General features: G+C 43.3%; 21 protein-coding genes and 3 pseudogenes. 2 read left to right on the forward strand and 22 right to left on the reverse strand.

The window, feature by feature from the left end:
• Positions 1 to 190: 190 nt before the first annotated feature.
• A complete protein-coding gene (locus ACED46_RS19365; protein WP_017063916.1) occupies positions 191 to 2,446 on the reverse strand; it encodes a peptidase U32 family protein in 2,256 nt (751 codons plus the stop codon).
• A gap of 173 nt (positions 2,447 to 2,619) precedes the next feature.
• Here ACED46_RS19365 and ACED46_RS19370 point away from each other — a divergent pair, with 173 nt between their 5' ends.
• A complete protein-coding gene (locus ACED46_RS19370; RefSeq protein WP_371722218.1) occupies positions 2,620 to 3,210 on the forward strand; it encodes a glutathione S-transferase in 591 nt (196 codons plus the stop codon).
• Between the two features lie 223 nt (positions 3,211 to 3,433).
• Here ACED46_RS19370 and ACED46_RS19375 read toward each other — a convergent pair whose 3' ends face one another.
• The 7 genes and pseudogenes from ACED46_RS19375 to ACED46_RS19405 form a co-directional block, all read right to left on the reverse strand.
• On the reverse strand, positions 3,434 to 3,883 hold the full coding sequence (locus tag ACED46_RS19375; protein ID WP_371722211.1) for a GyrI-like domain-containing protein: 450 nt from the start codon (positions 3,881 to 3,883) through the stop codon (positions 3,434 to 3,436).
• 67 nt (positions 3,884 to 3,950) lie between these two features.
• Positions 3,951 to 4,184, reverse strand: coding sequence for a hypothetical protein (locus tag ACED46_RS19380; protein WP_371722212.1), 234 nt, complete (start codon positions 4,182 to 4,184; stop codon positions 3,951 to 3,953).
• A gap of 8 nt (positions 4,185 to 4,192) precedes the next feature.
• Positions 4,193 to 4,444 (reverse strand): Rho-binding antiterminator, encoded by a 252-nt coding sequence (locus ACED46_RS19385; protein WP_136974261.1) that lies wholly within the window; start codon positions 4,442 to 4,444, stop codon positions 4,193 to 4,195.
• 170 nt (positions 4,445 to 4,614) lie between these two features.
• Positions 4,615 to 5,247, reverse strand: a pseudogene (gene catB, locus ACED46_RS19390) (type B chloramphenicol O-acetyltransferase).
• Between the two features lie 93 nt (positions 5,248 to 5,340).
• Positions 5,341 to 6,056, reverse strand: a pseudogene (locus ACED46_RS19395) (SDR family oxidoreductase).
• 89 nt (positions 6,057 to 6,145) lie between these two features.
• A complete protein-coding gene (locus ACED46_RS19400; RefSeq protein ID WP_371722213.1) occupies positions 6,146 to 6,529 on the reverse strand; it encodes a nuclear transport factor 2 family protein in 384 nt (127 codons plus the stop codon).
• Between the two features lie 51 nt (positions 6,530 to 6,580).
• Positions 6,581 to 7,297 (reverse strand): HAD family hydrolase, encoded by a 717-nt coding sequence (locus tag ACED46_RS19405; RefSeq protein ID WP_371722215.1) that lies wholly within the window; start codon positions 7,295 to 7,297, stop codon positions 6,581 to 6,583.
• A 255-nt stretch (positions 7,298 to 7,552) separates the two neighbouring features.
• Here ACED46_RS19405 and ACED46_RS19410 point away from each other — a divergent pair, with 255 nt between their 5' ends.
• Entirely contained in the window at positions 7,553 to 7,885 is a 333-nt protein-coding gene (locus ACED46_RS19410) for a PBPRA1643 family SWIM/SEC-C metal-binding motif protein (protein WP_017068336.1), read from the forward strand.
• 104 nt (positions 7,886 to 7,989) lie between these two features.
• Here ACED46_RS19410 and ACED46_RS19415 read toward each other — a convergent pair whose 3' ends face one another.
• From ACED46_RS19415 to ACED46_RS19480, 14 genes and pseudogenes are all read right to left on the reverse strand, one after another.
• The gene (locus ACED46_RS19415; RefSeq protein WP_029235167.1) at positions 7,990 to 8,232 is read right to left on the reverse strand and encodes a hypothetical protein; all 243 of its coding nucleotides are present in this window, start codon (positions 8,230 to 8,232) and stop codon (positions 7,990 to 7,992) included.
• A 132-nt stretch (positions 8,233 to 8,364) separates the two neighbouring features.
• Positions 8,365 to 8,880 carry an adenylate kinase gene (locus tag ACED46_RS19420; RefSeq protein ID WP_017063925.1) on the reverse strand — a complete coding sequence of 172 codons (516 nt, stop codon included), beginning with the start codon at positions 8,878 to 8,880 and terminating at the stop codon, positions 8,365 to 8,367.
• Between the two features lie 245 nt (positions 8,881 to 9,125).
• Positions 9,126 to 9,590 carry a DUF302 domain-containing protein gene (locus ACED46_RS19425; RefSeq protein WP_102333304.1) on the reverse strand — a complete coding sequence of 155 codons (465 nt, stop codon included), beginning with the start codon at positions 9,588 to 9,590 and terminating at the stop codon, positions 9,126 to 9,128.
• 181 nt (positions 9,591 to 9,771) lie between these two features.
• A complete protein-coding gene (locus ACED46_RS19430; RefSeq protein ID WP_065583644.1) occupies positions 9,772 to 10,029 on the reverse strand; it encodes a hypothetical protein in 258 nt (85 codons plus the stop codon).
• A 203-nt stretch (positions 10,030 to 10,232) separates the two neighbouring features.
• The gene (locus ACED46_RS19435; RefSeq protein ID WP_371722216.1) at positions 10,233 to 10,814 is read right to left on the reverse strand and encodes an HD domain-containing protein; all 582 of its coding nucleotides are present in this window, start codon (positions 10,812 to 10,814) and stop codon (positions 10,233 to 10,235) included.
• Positions 10,815 to 10,943: 129 nt separating this feature from the next.
• Positions 10,944 to 11,360, reverse strand: coding sequence for a VOC family protein (locus ACED46_RS19440; protein WP_017061801.1), 417 nt, complete (start codon positions 11,358 to 11,360; stop codon positions 10,944 to 10,946).
• A gap of 119 nt (positions 11,361 to 11,479) precedes the next feature.
• Entirely contained in the window at positions 11,480 to 11,824 is a 345-nt protein-coding gene (locus ACED46_RS19445) for a VOC family protein (RefSeq protein WP_371722217.1), read from the reverse strand.
• 77 nt (positions 11,825 to 11,901) lie between these two features.
• Positions 11,902 to 12,372: a GNAT family N-acetyltransferase gene (locus ACED46_RS19450; RefSeq protein WP_017063933.1), complete on the reverse strand. Its 471-nt coding sequence runs from the start codon at positions 12,370 to 12,372 to the stop codon at positions 11,902 to 11,904.
• 55 nt (positions 12,373 to 12,427) lie between these two features.
• Entirely contained in the window at positions 12,428 to 12,772 is a 345-nt protein-coding gene (locus ACED46_RS19455) for a glyoxalase/bleomycin resistance/dioxygenase family protein (protein ID WP_017063934.1), read from the reverse strand.
• Between the two features lie 59 nt (positions 12,773 to 12,831).
• Positions 12,832 to 13,188, reverse strand: a complete 357-nt coding sequence (locus ACED46_RS19460; protein ID WP_017063935.1) for a hypothetical protein — start codon at positions 13,186 to 13,188, stop codon at positions 12,832 to 12,834.
• A gap of 89 nt (positions 13,189 to 13,277) precedes the next feature.
• Positions 13,278 to 13,712 (reverse strand): GNAT family N-acetyltransferase, encoded by a 435-nt coding sequence (locus ACED46_RS19465; protein WP_017078753.1) that lies wholly within the window; start codon positions 13,710 to 13,712, stop codon positions 13,278 to 13,280.
• 34 nt (positions 13,713 to 13,746) lie between these two features.
• A complete protein-coding gene (locus tag ACED46_RS19470) occupies positions 13,747 to 14,166 on the reverse strand; it encodes a GNAT family N-acetyltransferase (protein WP_017063937.1) in 420 nt (139 codons plus the stop codon).
• An 80-nt stretch (positions 14,167 to 14,246) separates the two neighbouring features.
• Positions 14,247 to 14,667, reverse strand: a pseudogene (locus ACED46_RS19475) (DUF2000 domain-containing protein).
• A 75-nt stretch (positions 14,668 to 14,742) separates the two neighbouring features.
• A complete protein-coding gene (locus ACED46_RS19480; RefSeq protein ID WP_371722219.1) occupies positions 14,743 to 15,165 on the reverse strand; it encodes a DUF3291 domain-containing protein in 423 nt (140 codons plus the stop codon).
• Positions 15,166 to 15,171: the final 6 nt, after the last annotated feature.

The following is a 15,171-nucleotide window of genomic DNA, read 5'->3' on the forward strand; positions in this document are numbered from 1 at the left end:
GGGATTATCTGCTAACTGCAGGATCGTTCAAGTCTTCTTAAACGATCGGCATTAACTCGATTGAGTGGCCTTTTGTTTATTGGTTCAGAGTGCTTATAAGCGGTTGAGCGTTATAAACCTTGAACGCTCTTTGCGTTAGAAGCTATAAGCCTTACAGCCCATAGACATTGAACCCTATAAACCTTGTACGCTATAGACCTTGCACGTACTGAGCATTAGTTCGAACTTCAACCATCTGCTCTAGGTTCTGTTGTGAACCTTCAACGCCGTTCAGTAGCGCTTCGAAATGCTTGATAAGCTCAACTTTGTCTTTCACTTCTTTAGAACCTGCACCGATGTTGGTTAGGTCAATGAAGAACTCGTCGAACAGACCAGAGAAGTCAGTTACTGCGTCGTGGTTCAAGAACTGCTCGTGGTTGTAAATGCTTGGGTAGCCACCCTTCTGTTTATCAACCGCAAAAGAGATGCCTTTCACGTTGGTAATCGTGGTCGCTTTCTCACACTTCAACATACAACCTGCTTCGATGCTTGGCTTGTTACAACCCACGGTTCTTTGGAAGAAACACTGACGGCTGGTCATCATCAAGATTGGGTGGTAAATGCTGTAGAACAGTTTGAAGTTCTCTGGGCGACGAATATGACGAATCTGACCTTTGTTGATCTCGTTCGAAATGAATGCGCCTGCACAGTTCAGCTCTTCTTTCAGAGTAACCAGTGCGTGAGAGTTGGTCGTGTTCATGAACGGGCCTGCAACCCACTCAATACCCATCTCGTAAGCTTTGTAAGCAATACCCGTGTTGTTGGTTACGATGCGAGCTGGCTTGATCTCTTCAAGAATACGAACCGCTTCGTCGTAATCTTTACCGATCAATACCGCTGGGAACCAAGGAATCAAACGTGGGTTTGCTGCCAAGATGTCGATGTACTTGTTACAACGCTTCTTGAAGCTTTCTGGAAGTTTGAAGTAAACATCCGCGTCAGTCACGTCACACAGGTGTAAGTCTTCTACATCGGCGATAAGCATCGACATAGTCGGCTTCTCGTTCACTTTAGGGTGCTGAGGCAGTGCTGGCACTTCAACGTGCTTAATCACTTCCACAGAGCCGTTCAGAATGAAGTCGATCTCGTCTTTTAGGTCTGAAACTTCTTTTAGAGGAATCAACAAGCCTGCATCCACTTCACTGAAGTCGTGGCTTTCTAGCGTGTGAACTGCACTCTTCACGTTTTTGAAGCGCTTCTCAAGTAGCTCTTGAGTAATCGCCTTCTCTTCAACCGCTTTCAATAGCGATTTAGATTGAAGAGTAAAGTTCTCTTTTGGCGTGTTCACAGTCACCGTAAATGGTTGACCCACTTTTGCGCTGAACGACAGTGCTACTGGTGTCTTGCGAATATCAAGGAACTCGATCTTGTCACGCATTTCGTTACCAAGAACGTCTTTCGCTTGGTGAAGTTCGTTGGTCACTTCTTGAATCTGTACAACTGAGATTTCGTTGTTCTGCTCCGTCGCTTTTTCAACAGCGTAGTTCATGCTGTTGTCGCGCGGGTTATCGATGAACATGTCTTTCGTTAGGTTGCCCTTTAGGAAAGAGTTGGTGAAATCACGGTTGAATACTTTGTGTAGGTTCGAATCGTCTTCGATCAACAAACCACTTTCTACAAAGCTATCAATCTGTTTACGCCATGTGTCTACCACAGTGTAAACGTAGTGTGCGCCTTTAATACGGCCTTCTACTTTCAATGAGTCGACTTTCGCATCAACCAATTCAGGTAGGTCGTAGTAAGCTGAGTTATCTTTCAGGTTAAGTGGGAACTTGTTGCCCGCGTTGGTGATTTCGTACTCATCACGACACGCTTGGCTACAACGACCACGGTTACCTGAGTTACCCACACTTACTGAGCTTGAGTAACATTGACCAGAGAATGCGATACACAGAGCGCCGTGTACGAACACTTCGGTTAATACGTCGTGATCGTGTGCCACTTCCGTCAGCATCTTGATTTCAGGCAGGTTCAACTCACGAGACAAGTTAACGCGCGTCGCGCCAATCTTAGACAAGAACTTAATCTGACCTTCGTTGTGCGTAGTTAACTGAGTCGACGCGTGAACGTCTAACGATGGGAAATGCTTCTTAACCAGGTTGAATAAACCCAAGTCTTGAACAATGATGCCGTCCACTTTGGTGTTCACAAGCTGGTTCAGCAGTTTGGTGATGCTCTTAGTCTCGTGCTCCAGTAGCACAACGTTAAGAGTCAGGAACACTTCACAGCCGTATTCATGAGCAAGGCGAATCACACCATTCAATTCGTCTAACGACAGGTTAGAGGCTCTGTTACGAGCGTTGAATGTGTCTAAACCACAATAAACTGCATTAGCACCCGCTACGATGGCGGCTTTTATCGCTTCTACATCGCCACCTGGGGCTAATAACTCAATTTTTCTGCTCATTTTTGAAGTCGCTCACTTACTTATAATTTTTAAGCCGCGTATTCTACCCACATCACGATCTCTTTACCACCGTACAACACTTTTCAAACTAAATGACCTCAATAATGCCGAACGAATCCGATCTACCTATCCTTTATTCTTTACGCCGTTGCCCTTATGCAATGCGCGGACGAATGGGCATCGCACTATCACAGCAAAAAGTGTTACTTCGAGAAATCGTTACCAAAGACAAGCCTAGCGAACTATTGGCCAGTTCGCCAAAAGGAACAGTGCCTGTATTGGTGTTACCCAATGGACAAGTCATTGAACAGAGCTTGGATGTGATGAACTGGTCACTTCAACAAAACGATCCTCAAGATCTTCTGCGTTCAAGCAATCCAGCGCTTAGCGAACAAGTTCAGCAGCTCATTAAAACCAACGATGAAGAATTTATTGGTCACTTAGAAAGGTATCGTGCATCGGTTCGTTACCGAAACATCGATGTTGAACAACGCCGACAAGCCTGCGAAACCTTCATTAAGCAGTTAGAAGTGCGACTTACCGATCAGCCCTACTTTTTTGGAGAAAGCCCAAGCTTGGCCGATTTTGCGGTGATGCCTTTCGTCAGTCAGTTTGTGCGAGTCGAAAAGAAGTGGTTTGTGAAATCGGAATATCAAAACGTAGGACGTTGGTTAAGAGCGCACCTTGAAAGTAAGCTCTACACCCAAGTCATGAAGCAATACCCTTTGTGGAATGAAACCAAGCAAGATTGTCTTTTTGGATAACTTAAGAGAATTTTGGGTGACTTAAGGGTATCTAGGGTGATCTAGGGGAATTCTGGAATAGATAATTCCTAGGTATTAAAGTAGTTACGTGACACTGTATCTTCTTTGTAAAGAACAGATATTCAAAGGCTTAACTGGGATTCCGTTGTCTCTTTACCTGTAACTATTGTCTCTTAACTGGCAAACACAGTCTAAGCTAAGCCTTTTGTTCATTTTAACCTGATCACTGAATCGCTATCGAAATCTCGACTTCAGTTTCACCTTTGTATAGTTCAAAATCTGTCGTGTAAGTTCTCACATGTGGGCAGTCAGCAGCGCTGAAATACGCCCACACTTCACCCCATAGGTCGATCACAGCTTGTGGTAATTCACCTTCAGCAGAAAACGTTAAGTATTTACCTGCTTGTATTTCGGTTTCTACAAGCGTATCAACATTCGGATCCGTAAGTGCATTAGTACACGCGATAACATCAAATTCGCCCGTAAAGTCAGACTCGTAGTTAGTGTAAACGCCATACACTTTTGAATCCGGTGTTAATTTCGGAAATGCTTGGTCAAAAAAGCCCTGCCACAATTGCCCTATCTTGGCTCTTGCTGGGTCCATCTCATCGGTATTGGTGGTTCTTACTGAAAAACCATACGCCTTTACGGCTTCTATCGTTTCAACTTTCATTCGTTCTATTCCTAAGCCAATTGACGATCTAACTGTATTGAATCCAATGTTTTATAAGATAACGATGCTAATCTTGTATCTCTTTATGGCCACATTTTTCACAGACAAGGTGACGAGAAAACTCATCCATTGACGCGACAAACGGGCCAAGGAACCAACCTTTTATCATGCCTGCCCAAAACTCACTTCGCTTTTGGTTAGGTTTGTCTGCAAACGCACTCGTCTTTCTGACCAACACAACAACATGTTGTGTCTCTTCTCTGCACGCGGTGCAATAGCATTGTTCTATGGTGCTATTCATTTGAAAGCCTATGACGTTTTGAATGAAACATGCTGAAAGTGAGGGTTGTCGACACAGACATCCAATGTCGCTATTTGAGTTAATACGACAAGTTGTTGCTCGCCTTGAGTACTGACTTTAATGCACTCTTCACGGCTGTCATTGCGCTGGGTATCTAACCCGACACATTCAATCTTCTCGCCAGACTTCAGCGTTAACTTGATTGGGTATCGGTGCATACACACAATTTCAATATAATCGTAATCGTTGCAACTAATCATAATACCCCTCCAATTCATCCACCACGCTAATGCGACACGCCATACTATGCAATATCTTTACAATCAATAAGTTACTCGTATCACAATCGCATTGCCATAATCAGATTATTGAGTAATTTGTTAAATTTAATCTCGTTCTCACCATTCACATTTCATCTGTGAACGACAATTTAAGGCTTCAAGAATCCTTTCCAATAATGGTACAAACCACCAATGTCTGAAGAACACATTAGCGACATTGCGCCTTTGATTTGTTCTTCGCTCCATTCCCACCATTTCATTTCTAGCAACTGAGCGATTTCAGTCTCATTGAAACGATAACGGATATGGCGTGCTGGGTTTGAACCGACAATCGAGTATGGCGCGACATCTTTAGTCACAACCGCTCGACTTGCGATGATGGCTCCGTCACCAACCTTAACACCACTCATGATCATGGCTTCTGTACCAATCCACACATCGTTACCAATCACGGTATCACCAGAGCGTTCAAAGCCGTCTATCGCACCTTCAAACTTCTCATCGTCTTGATAGAAAAACGGGAAGGTACTCACCCACTGGTTTTGGTGGCCTTGGTTGCCCGCCATCATAAACACGGCGCCAGAACCAATCGAGCATTAGCTGCCAATGATCAGCTTATCGATGTCGGTTCTATCCGGTAATAGGTAACGCGCACAGTCATCAAAGCTGTGGTTATGGTAGTAACCCGAGTAATAGCTGTGCTCGCCCACGATGATGTTTGGGTTGGTCACTTGTTCTTTGAGTGACTTTCCAACAAACGGGCTTTCAAAATAGTTTTTCATGGTTGTACTCTTAGTTTCGTTCTTTTAGTTAGGTACTTTTGTTGCGTGTTGATGGTTGTAACTTGTTTATATTAGTGTAAAGGCAAACGTGCCCTATCGACCGCCTGCAATATCAATAAACGAGCCGGTGACATACGAAGCTTCGTCTGACAATAACCATGCGATAGAGTTAGCGACTTCTTCTGGTGTGCCACCTCGTTGTAACGGTAACTGCGAAGCTAGTCTGTCTACGCGATCTGGCTCTCCGCCGTCTGCATGCATCTCAGTATAAATACAACCTGGCCTTACGCCATTCACTCGGATATTGCGTGAAGCTAATTCAAGCGATAAGCCTTTGGTGAGTGAATCCATCGCACCTTTCGATGCTGCGTAATCCACATACTCAAACGGTGCGCCAGTGCGAGAAGCGGCAGACGATACATTCACAATCGAACCCGCGCCATCGGCTTGTTTGATAAAGGCTTTACTGCACAGAAAGCAGCTTGATACGTTGGATTTCATCACCTTTTCAAAGCGATCCAATTCAATATCAACCAATGGTGACTGGGTAAACAAAATCCCGGCATTATTGACCAAGTGCGTCACTGGACCTAGCTTATTACGAGCAATCTCAAATAAAGATTTCACGTCCGATTCAACAGACACATCCGCACGCACACTAATCGCGGTTCCGCCTTGTTCGCGAATCTCATTCACTAGATCTTCAGCTCGCGACTCATTGTGTATGCATAGCCTTGACTGGCCAACAATTTAGACGTCGCTGCGCCAATGCCTCGGCTTCCGCCGGTTACAACCACTACCTTGCTCAATGAAACCTCCTAATGTTTACTTATTCTGTGCAACCTGATTATTCGATACGACCTAGTTGTTCGTGACAAACTGATCGTATCGATACAAACTAATTGTTCGATACGATCTGAATCCACTGCGATCGCCACGCCGGCGCTTCGAATGGGTCTGGCCAAAACTCAGTTTGCTTTTGAATTAAACCGTCAACCACCGTGTGAAAGGTGATCACTCGGCCTTTCAACACACTGTCAGTGACCGAAACGTCCGTGACTACCGTATCACCTTCACAGACAATCGAATTGAGCGTGAATTCCCAAACACCATTGGCTGGGTATTCAGTATTGATTGCAGTGAAGTTGTCGCGCCCTAACGTCAATTCAGACGACTGCGGCCAATAGCCTTCAAAATCTGCGGTTAACCATTCAACTGCCTTTGCAAAATCATTACTGCGCATTGCATCCCAAAATCCCAATACCACTTGTTTTGGTGTCATTATTCTTCCTTAAAGTTATTTACGTGTGGTGATTTTTAAATGTCTGCTTCGTTATGCGTACTTGCTAATGATCGTTAAAAGATCATCGACACTGTTAGCAATGTAATCGGGCTTGGTTTGCCAATTTTCAGGTTTCGATCGGCTATAACCTGCTGCAACGGCAATCACTTTTGCGTTTTTACCCAGCGCGGCTTCAATATTGCGAGCAAACTGTGTGTCCGCTTCATAGTCACTGATGTACATCAAACAAAGCTCGTTAGTCGGATCGGCGCTAAATATGTTCTCGACACATTTCACACCACCAAATGGATGGGGTTTTTGGTTACCGTTCGAGACATCGTCATAGCCCACGACCGATTTAAACAAATCACCAATGCCATAACTGTCGAGCACACCACGAATATTCAATTGAGAGTTTTGAGAGCAGATCCCATGTGGAAGATGAGCAAACTGATTAACCACGGTTTCCATTCCTTCAAACAAGGCAACGGCTGTTTGGTTTTTCTCTTGATGCTCTGCCCACATTCCACCAGCGGTCAACATTTCATCGTGTGATAAACCGTAATAATCGACATATAAGGCTTGCCAGTTTTTAGCCCCGTGGTTGGCTTCATGATAAAGCGCTTCGCTGAGCAAATATTTAGGTAAGTTATCACCTGACAAGTGTGGCGCGACTAAAGAGATAATGTCTTTTGTGATTGCGATATTCTTTGGAACGGAATTGACTATGGTTCCATCGTAATCCCACAGGATGGCATCTAACTTCATACACTATCTCTTTGTTTCGATTAATAATTTGAATTTATCATTCATAAGCCTATTTAGGGCAATTTTATTGTCTTGAATTTCGAAATTTGTCGAATAGAAGCAAAGCTAGAGAACAAACCGTTACTAGCAAACAAAAACCAAACAGTGTTTGCTCACATCACTGCTTTATCAATTGCAATATATGCGTATAATCCCCGCTCCATTGCGCTATCGCCGTTAAAAATAGCGCCATTCAACATTTTTAATGAGTACCCAATGTCGAAACTATTTTTCAAAGGCCGTATCGAAACAAGACAGAACCACGTTCTTGCTGGCTACAACGTAAACCGCGATGTGAAAGCGGGTACTGAAGAATCTCCAATCGCAGTAATGGTTCAAACTGAAGCGCGCAAAGCAGAAGTTGAAGCACTAGCCGCTGAAAATACTATCTTCGTTACCGTTACAGTCGACGCAGACAAAGAAGAGAACACCATCGAGCTTGATACTCTACTAAACAAGCCAAAAACGATGACGTTTGAAAAGACCCCTAACCGTAACGACCCGTGTTCTTGCGGTAGCGGTAAGAAATACAAGAAGTGTTGTGCATAAGGCTTCTCACTCAAACTGCCAATAGCACGATGAGTTAAGTAATATCTAACGGGAAGATCATTGAGGTCTTCCCGTTTTTATTTGCCTAAGCCAAACTCACAAACTCAGTCGAGGTTGTCTGGTGTATTCAGATATGTTCCACATTGGGTACATTTGTAATCACCTGTCGCGCCCGAACCTGTAACACCAAAAGATAGAAACTCCGATAAAATTCGTTGGAGTAAGCTCGGTTCTTTATCTTCAGCTTGTGGTGCCTTTTGCACTTGGCTACTGAACATCGTGTACCTATGCAGTGTAAGTTCCTTACAGTTACAGCAGAACGCTCTCGTCTTCTCACTTCCATACATAATATCTATCGCCTTAACTCAAAGCACAAACTAAACACATGACAAATATGCCACATGTTGAGTTAAATCTATATATTTTCATGAAGTTATGAGCAAATTAAAGCGTTTCAAAGAAAGGTAAGCTCTCGACTGTTAAGTGACGTGTTGATGAACAAAGTTATTCAATTCAGTCACGCTTCTGATGATGTAAACCTCTTTCTCTTTAGCGCGCAATTCTAACTGCGCTTTAAAGTCGTCATTCCAAAATTTAGGACACAGTTTTAGTGTCTTATAACTTTGTATCGTGCCTTTTATAACTGAACTTCCATCAGGCCAGCCTTCAGGTTTAACGAATAGACCTTTGAGCATTCGCTTGGTTACAAACCAGTAGCTAATTGAATAAGGAAGGTCGATATAAACCAAGGTATCAGCTGCATCTAAACGTGTGTTGAACGAGCCTAGAGGGCCAAAACCATCGATGATCCAGCTTTCTGACTTAAGTATGCTCTCATGAGCCTCCTCAAATACTTCACGTTCAACAAACTCTCCGTTGGCCTTGTAAACAATAGAGTCCAACTGGTGAAGCTCTATCCCTGTAGCTAGTGCTAACGCCTTGCTGACTGTGGACTTTCCACTCCCAGGCTTACCAAAAACCGCGATCTTTTTCATATGACTTCCTCTATTCAGATAAAACCCATAAGACAGCGACAAAAAACCCACCTTACGGGTGGGTTCGATAAACAAAGCGCATCAACAATCCCACCATTCCTATGGAATGATGATAATTCGTTGGTTAGATGGCGCTAAATTCAGTTTCATAAAACTACTTTTATATATTGTTGCTTAGTTGTCAACACAATGACTAATAAGCGATATCATCATTAATAGTCTTAATGAGTGCTTATTCGTCTTGGTTATTTTGCTTTCTTTTTCGTCACTGTCGCTTCTGATAGCTTGCTTAGTACACCCGATACTTTCTTAACGACCTCGTCACAGCCATTGATCGCGTGACGCTCTACCAAGTAATTAGGATCGTTGTAAGACAACCATACTTTCTTATTAGAATCCTCAGTGACTAACACCTTCTGCGGTAAATCTATCGCGACTTCTTGAGCACATTGCATTAATGGTGTCCCTACTTTCGGGTTACCAAAGATGATGACTTCCGTTGGTCTCAATTCAAGATCGACCTTACTCGCGTTTTTCTGATGGTCGATTCTCGCAAACAAGGTCAAACCTTTGCTCTTGGCGATTTCTTCAAAGCGGTCAGCGGTCTCTTTCACTGAATAATTACTTTGGTATTTAATCAAACCATCAGAAGCCGCAGCTGAAAATGATGCCGAGAGTAAAATGGCGCATAGTGGTAGTAATTTTTTCATCGTCACCTCTGAGATTTAACCTAATCAAACTTACATTCATAGCGCCACTTCCAAATTCAGCGACGTAACCCATGTCAGTATAGACGCGATTCCATTCTCAGTTTGCAGAGAGGATCACTTTTCTAATGCGTCTTATTATCATCAGTTTAGGTGGGGATTTTTTCAAAAGTTAAACACACGATCAGTGCCACGACTTAGTCCCACATTTCTCACATTGGTATTCGTAATCACTGTCTACATAAAAACCGGGAACATTATGGTCACCTTTAAACAATAAAGTCATCAGGTATTCCATCAACACGCCTAACTTCCATTGTTTCTTTTCAGATTCAGCGTCCGCTTTAGATTCAGCATCGGAAGCGCTAACAGCAAGGTGCGGGGTAAGTGCGTCGCACTGCTCACAGTGATAAGGGTGTTTAATATACTTATTATCAAGCATTTATATAAGCCAACTAACATTTATAAATTTGATGCATACTAACAACTTATCACTCGGTTCTCGAACTTATTGTTGTCCACTAGAGTTTTATTAGAAAGAAATGAGACACAAGGTAAGTGCCATGCATCTTGAATCAGTTACCATCGAGATCTCCCTCATTGAGCCGCTAAAGCTATACTTACGCTAAGGTATGAAATTAGCTTTTACTTTAATAACCCTTTGTCTGCAGCGCCTTCAAGTTGTACTTCTAGTTCTTTCCATAGAGCACGACTGCCTTTAGAAATACGCTCGCCATTGAAGGTCAGTACTTTGTCTTTAGATACGTTGTGCTTCTTCCAGCTGTGACCACCACCATGGATGTTATGAAGCAAAGGCGGCACTCTATCGATCGCCTTACCAAATCTGGCTTCTGGTGACTCACCTGCTTCGAACTCAAGCCATAAATCCAAATACTCGCTTCTTGAATGGCTCGGTAATGATTTCAGCAAGCGCTCAACGCAGTTTCTCTCTTTGAGCTTGTTTTCTGCGGTTTCACTGGCATAAATGATGGTATCTCCGGCATCGATTTCCCCAAGGTCATGTATCAGTAGCATCTTCATCACTCGCGTAATATCGATTTGTTCATTGGCATAGTCTTTCAACATAAGAGCGCTCAAACAGACGTGCCAACTGTGCTCAGCGGAGTTTTCATATCGATCCAATCCAACCGGTTTTGTCTGTCGATGAACATCCTTTAATTGTTCAATCTCGACCATGAATTGCAGAATGCCTTTGATTTCTTCCACGATGAGCTTCCTTAACTTAAGTTGATGATTTAGCGGTGCGGAGGGTTAACCTAACGAAAGAGAAGCGTTACTCCCAATGAACCGACATTTTGTAATACGCAACACCCGATGGTTGTGGGCTAAGCTTATCTACCTGTTAGCCATAGGGTGTTCAGGGTTTAACTGAAGCAGATCCCACAAGTTACCGTAAAGATCTTCAAACACAGCAACGGTGCCGTAGCCTTGCTCTTTAGGCTCTCGGACAAAGTTAATGCCCAAAGACGTCATACGTTCGTAATCACGCCAGAAGTCATCGGTGTTTAAGAATAGGAATACGCGTCCACCAGCTTGGTTGCCGATGAAATCGAGTTGCTCTGGCTTAGAAGCTCTAGCAAGTAACAGGCTCACACCGGTTGAATTTGGTGGAGCAACAACAACCCAGCGCTTATCTTCTTCTGGCAGATACGTGTCTTCGATGAGATCAAACTTAAGCTTGTTTACATAGAAATCAAGCGCTTCATCGTAGTCTTTTACCACGAGTGCAATGTGGACAATATTCTGTTTCATAACATACCTTGTTGGGGTTTTAGCTGCGTGGAATGATGCCATGAAGCAGGTAAAGACACTAGGTGTCGCATCATAAATCGTAGTATCTCGTCCGTCACAATCTAAAAGGTATACATCATTTATAACTGCCAGAATCCGAGCTCGACGCCACCTTGAATGACAATGGCACACATCCCGTGACGTGGTAACTCCATTGGCGGCACCGCAACTTCGGCGCCTGGTTTCTCGGCTGCAGTTACTGCAGACTGAATATCCTCAACCAACGTGTAATGACGAACAGTTGGTTCTTCAGTTTCACGAAGCGGTGCTCGAATGCCAATTACCCCGCCATTAGATAGCTTTGCAGTGCGCGCCCCACCAAGGTTCACATCTGCACCACTGAATTTCACGTTGTAGAGCTGAGCGTATGTTGCACAAACGACATCGACCTCTGGGGTAACCACTTCAAGATATTGAACCTTCATCAAATTTCCTTCTCGTGTTCTTTAAGACTCTCAACCTGCATACAGCTGTGCAGGTGTTTCTCATCAATAATTTATTACTAAGCAATTCGACCGCGCATGATAAATTGCGGGCCTGCTGCGCCACCTAAATACTGTTGATTGATATCTTCGAAGCCGCCTTTCTTATAACAGTTGAATGCTGCCGGATTTTTGCAATTCACAGTTAAGTAAATCGACTCATACGCTGAGTAATTCGCTTTTAAATACGGAAACAAAGCCTTCACCGTGCCTGTTCCTAAACCTTTACCTTGCTGGTTTTTATCAAGCACAAAAGCTCTCAAGCCAATGCTTCCTTCAGGGCAGAATTCGTAGTGCTCTGCGTAAGCGATATCCAGCTTAAAGAAACCCACAACTTCGTTATCAGACTTAATCACGTGCAAGTGCGTGGTTTCACTGCCGTCTAATAAAAACTCTGCAGCTGTGCCAGCGAACTTGACCTGTTCATCGGCGAGTTGGATGGCCTGAACTAACGCCACATGTGATTCTTCAAGCCTTTCGATAGTTATCATTGTTGTTCCTTTTTATACAAACCACATAGTCCCTTATTGAGAGGCGGGAGAAGTTCTAACCTCGTAAGCCAATTAGGTTACCAAATGGGTCCTCTACTTGGCACATGATTAGCCCACCTTCTATGGCCATTGGACCACGATATAACGTTGCTCCAATTGACTGAAAATAAACAAGAGATTCTTCAACGCTGTCGACTGACCAATACAGTACTGTTCCTTTTTTACCTGCATTAACTTTACTGTCGGCTTGCACAACTTCAATAGAGAACCCGTTAAGATCCAAAACTGTAAAATCAGAATCTGGATGATAAATGGCAACGGCATGTGGAAATGCTTTCTGGTACCAGTTCAGCCCTTCTTCAATATTTGGGACATGGACAAGGATAGCGATTGGACTCAAATTTACCTCTTCTTCGTTGTTACCGATTATTCAGGATAAAACAAGTTAGTCTGAACCGACTAGAGCTCATCGCTAGTGTCTCGAGAACCGTAGTTTGGGAAGTTGATATTAAGAACGTTATCGTCCTCAAGCGTGAATAGAACACTTCCATTCTCTACACCAGTTTCGTTCCTATCTGAACAACCTAGAAACAACTCCCAATCAAACGAATATTGAACTCGATATTGATTCGCATTGATGTGTAGAACGTCTTTGATTTTAATGCCGTTCACCACATGTGCCATATCATCGATGTATGACAGATCAGGGATTAACTTTTCTTCGAAATCACTCTTATGCTCGGTTAAGAAATTGACCAGTTCAGAACATAACTCGGAGCCATGAACCAATGGTTTAGACAGACTAGAAAACAACATTTCTAAATACTCCAAGGATTGTTTTGATATTGGGAAGATGCACGCGAATCTGTTACAAATTCAAGCTCAGCCAGCGCGAACCTTTAAGGCTAAACGTTACTATTATCCGAGCTATTAAACGAGTACATTCGAACTTCATCTCGAGGAAACCAGCCCAATTTTTCGTAAAACTGTTGAGCATTGATGTTGTCGTTATAGACAAACAAGTGGGTCTTCGGGATACCTAACCCTGCAAGGGCGTTGACCGCCTCTGCGACAAGCTTACAACCTAACTTTTGCCCTCTGAAGTTGGCCGAGACAGCTAAATGTTGTAAATACCCACGACGTCCATCCGTACCGACCAACACAGCGCCAATGATCTCGTTGTTGCTTTCAGCCACAAAACTTAGACCGGGGTTACGATCTAAATAGCTCGCAATGCTTTCTTTCGAATCGGCATCGCGAATACTCATGCCTTCTGTCTGGCACCACAACGCGATCACTGAGTCGTAGTCTGAAATTGCCATTTCCCGAATGTTGACCAATCTACTCTCCTTGTATAAACGGGCGCTTAATACGCTACTTTTTGACGAGCGACTTGGTGAGAAACGATAGCGAGGAATCTACAGGGTAATTTTCTAACACCATCTGGCATTCATACCCTCGTTTCTCATAGAAAGGCTTAGCTTGGAAACTTAATGTATCGACCAATGACGACGTACAACCTTGAGACTTCGCATACTCTTCAATACGCTCAAGCAGCTCACTGCCGACTTGCTTTCCTCTCATCGAATCGTCAACCCAGAGGAACTTAATCAGTAACCAGCTTCCCCAAAGGTCAGCGATAATGCCACCGACTTTGTTACCTTCTTCCATCGCGTAGTACGCAACTTGAGACTTGGGGATCCCTTCCAGAAACGGTGTGTTGTGTTTGATTAACCCGCCTCGGACTTCATTAATGTCGTCATCGGAAGGTTCAATATCTAATTGGTATTCCATTGACTTCCTATCTATAGATTAACGGCTTATGTAACATGTTCGATGCACTTACTAGCAGATAGCTAAACCACTAAAGTGAGTTACTTATACAAGCTAAACTTCTTTGTAAATTCACGCAGGGTTTCAGTGTCACCAAATAAGCATACTCCGAGATACTCTAAGTCTGCTTCTTTGGTTTGCTTAGTTCTTTGCTGTTGCTCGATGGAGCCACCTTCGATCATCGTACTCGTGAAATCGGTAAATTTGATACCACGGCTAATAGCCTCTTCACGTACTTTTCGAAGCTTGTTTGAATTGTCGGCTTTCAAAACAATGAAAGGATAGTGAGACAAATTAGGGTGAGTGCCGTCATCCATATCTTGATAGTCGACGTAACAGGTTTCACCCTCGTTCAATTGATTCGACAAGCCAACACTTAAATGCCCTAGTACATTCAGCGTTCTTCCCAAATCCATCTTCTTACTTAAATCGTTTCTGGTTTTCATCTGGCAAAGTGCTCACAGTGTCCCCCTTATTTGTTTGCGAAAATACATTAGCTATATAACGTATTACCGAGGTGTAGACATTGCAAGTGCTTCATCTAGGAGCTTCTGACTCAGTAAAATTGGTTTTGAATGTAAATGCATAAGGCGAATCACCCACTTCTCTTAGATGCTCTAACCGCTCGATGGCTTCATCAAGGCTCGGAATATGTTCATCATCAACCCACCAAAGAACATACGTATCTTCAGTTAAACGATGAAACCATTCGTTTTTTCTTCGCATGAAGTCGCGATGGTGAGTTCTAAACATGAAGTTCTTTAACGAGTCTACTGAATCCCACACCGACATATTGACGATCATATTCGGATCATCGAACGCTTTTATATTGGTCGCATCACCAGATTCGTCTTTAAGACGCCAGACAAATCCCTCACTGCTTTCGGCTATACCATTAACAAGATCCAAATGAGCTATTGTCAAATGTGGTGTATGGAGATCATGCAGTAGCCTGTTGATGAGTCT

The organism is Vibrio sp. 1S139 (genome assembly GCF_041439475.1).
GTDB classification, from domain to species: domain Bacteria; phylum Pseudomonadota; class Gammaproteobacteria; order Enterobacterales; family Vibrionaceae; genus Vibrio; species Vibrio crassostreae_C.

What these genes read in the sequence shown, in the direction of transcription:
- ACED46_RS19365 (WP_017063916.1), bottom strand. Translation starts at nt 2,446, where the DNA reads ATGAGCAGAAAAATTGAGTTATTAGCCCCAGGTGGCGATGTAGAAGCG.
- ACED46_RS19370 (WP_371722218.1), top strand. Translation starts at nt 2,620, where the DNA reads ATGGGCATCGCACTATCACAGCAAAAAGTGTTACTTCGAGAAATCGTT.
- ACED46_RS19375 (WP_371722211.1), bottom strand. Translation starts at nt 3,883, where the DNA reads ATGAAAGTTGAAACGATAGAAGCCGTAAAGGCGTATGGTTTTTCAGTA.
- ACED46_RS19380 (WP_371722212.1), bottom strand. Translation starts at nt 4,184, where the DNA reads ATGAATAGCACCATAGAACAATGCTATTGCACCGCGTGCAGAGAAGAG.
- ACED46_RS19385 (WP_136974261.1), bottom strand. Translation starts at nt 4,444, where the DNA reads ATGATTAGTTGCAACGATTACGATTATATTGAAATTGTGTGTATGCAC.
- ACED46_RS19400 (WP_371722213.1), bottom strand. Translation starts at nt 6,529, where the DNA reads ATGACACCAAAACAAGTGGTATTGGGATTTTGGGATGCAATGCGCAGT.
- ACED46_RS19405 (WP_371722215.1), bottom strand. Translation starts at nt 7,297, where the DNA reads ATGAAGTTAGATGCCATCCTGTGGGATTACGATGGAACCATAGTCAAT.
- ACED46_RS19410 (WP_017068336.1), top strand. Translation starts at nt 7,553, where the DNA reads ATGTCGAAACTATTTTTCAAAGGCCGTATCGAAACAAGACAGAACCAC.
- ACED46_RS19415 (WP_029235167.1), bottom strand. Translation starts at nt 8,232, where the DNA reads ATGTATGGAAGTGAGAAGACGAGAGCGTTCTGCTGTAACTGTAAGGAA.
- ACED46_RS19420 (WP_017063925.1), bottom strand. Translation starts at nt 8,880, where the DNA reads ATGAAAAAGATCGCGGTTTTTGGTAAGCCTGGGAGTGGAAAGTCCACA.
- ACED46_RS19425 (WP_102333304.1), bottom strand. Translation starts at nt 9,590, where the DNA reads ATGAAAAAATTACTACCACTATGCGCCATTTTACTCTCGGCATCATTT.
- ACED46_RS19430 (WP_065583644.1), bottom strand. Translation starts at nt 10,029, where the DNA reads ATGCTTGATAATAAGTATATTAAACACCCTTATCACTGTGAGCAGTGC.
- ACED46_RS19440 (WP_017061801.1), bottom strand. Translation starts at nt 11,360, where the DNA reads ATGAAACAGAATATTGTCCACATTGCACTCGTGGTAAAAGACTACGAT.
- ACED46_RS19445 (WP_371722217.1), bottom strand. Translation starts at nt 11,824, where the DNA reads ATGAAGGTTCAATATCTTGAAGTGGTTACCCCAGAGGTCGATGTCGTT.
- ACED46_RS19450 (WP_017063933.1), bottom strand. Translation starts at nt 12,372, where the DNA reads ATGATAACTATCGAAAGGCTTGAAGAATCACATGTGGCGTTAGTTCAG.
- ACED46_RS19460 (WP_017063935.1), bottom strand. Translation starts at nt 13,188, where the DNA reads ATGTTGTTTTCTAGTCTGTCTAAACCATTGGTTCATGGCTCCGAGTTA.
- ACED46_RS19470 (WP_017063937.1), bottom strand. Translation starts at nt 14,166, where the DNA reads ATGGAATACCAATTAGATATTGAACCTTCCGATGACGACATTAATGAA.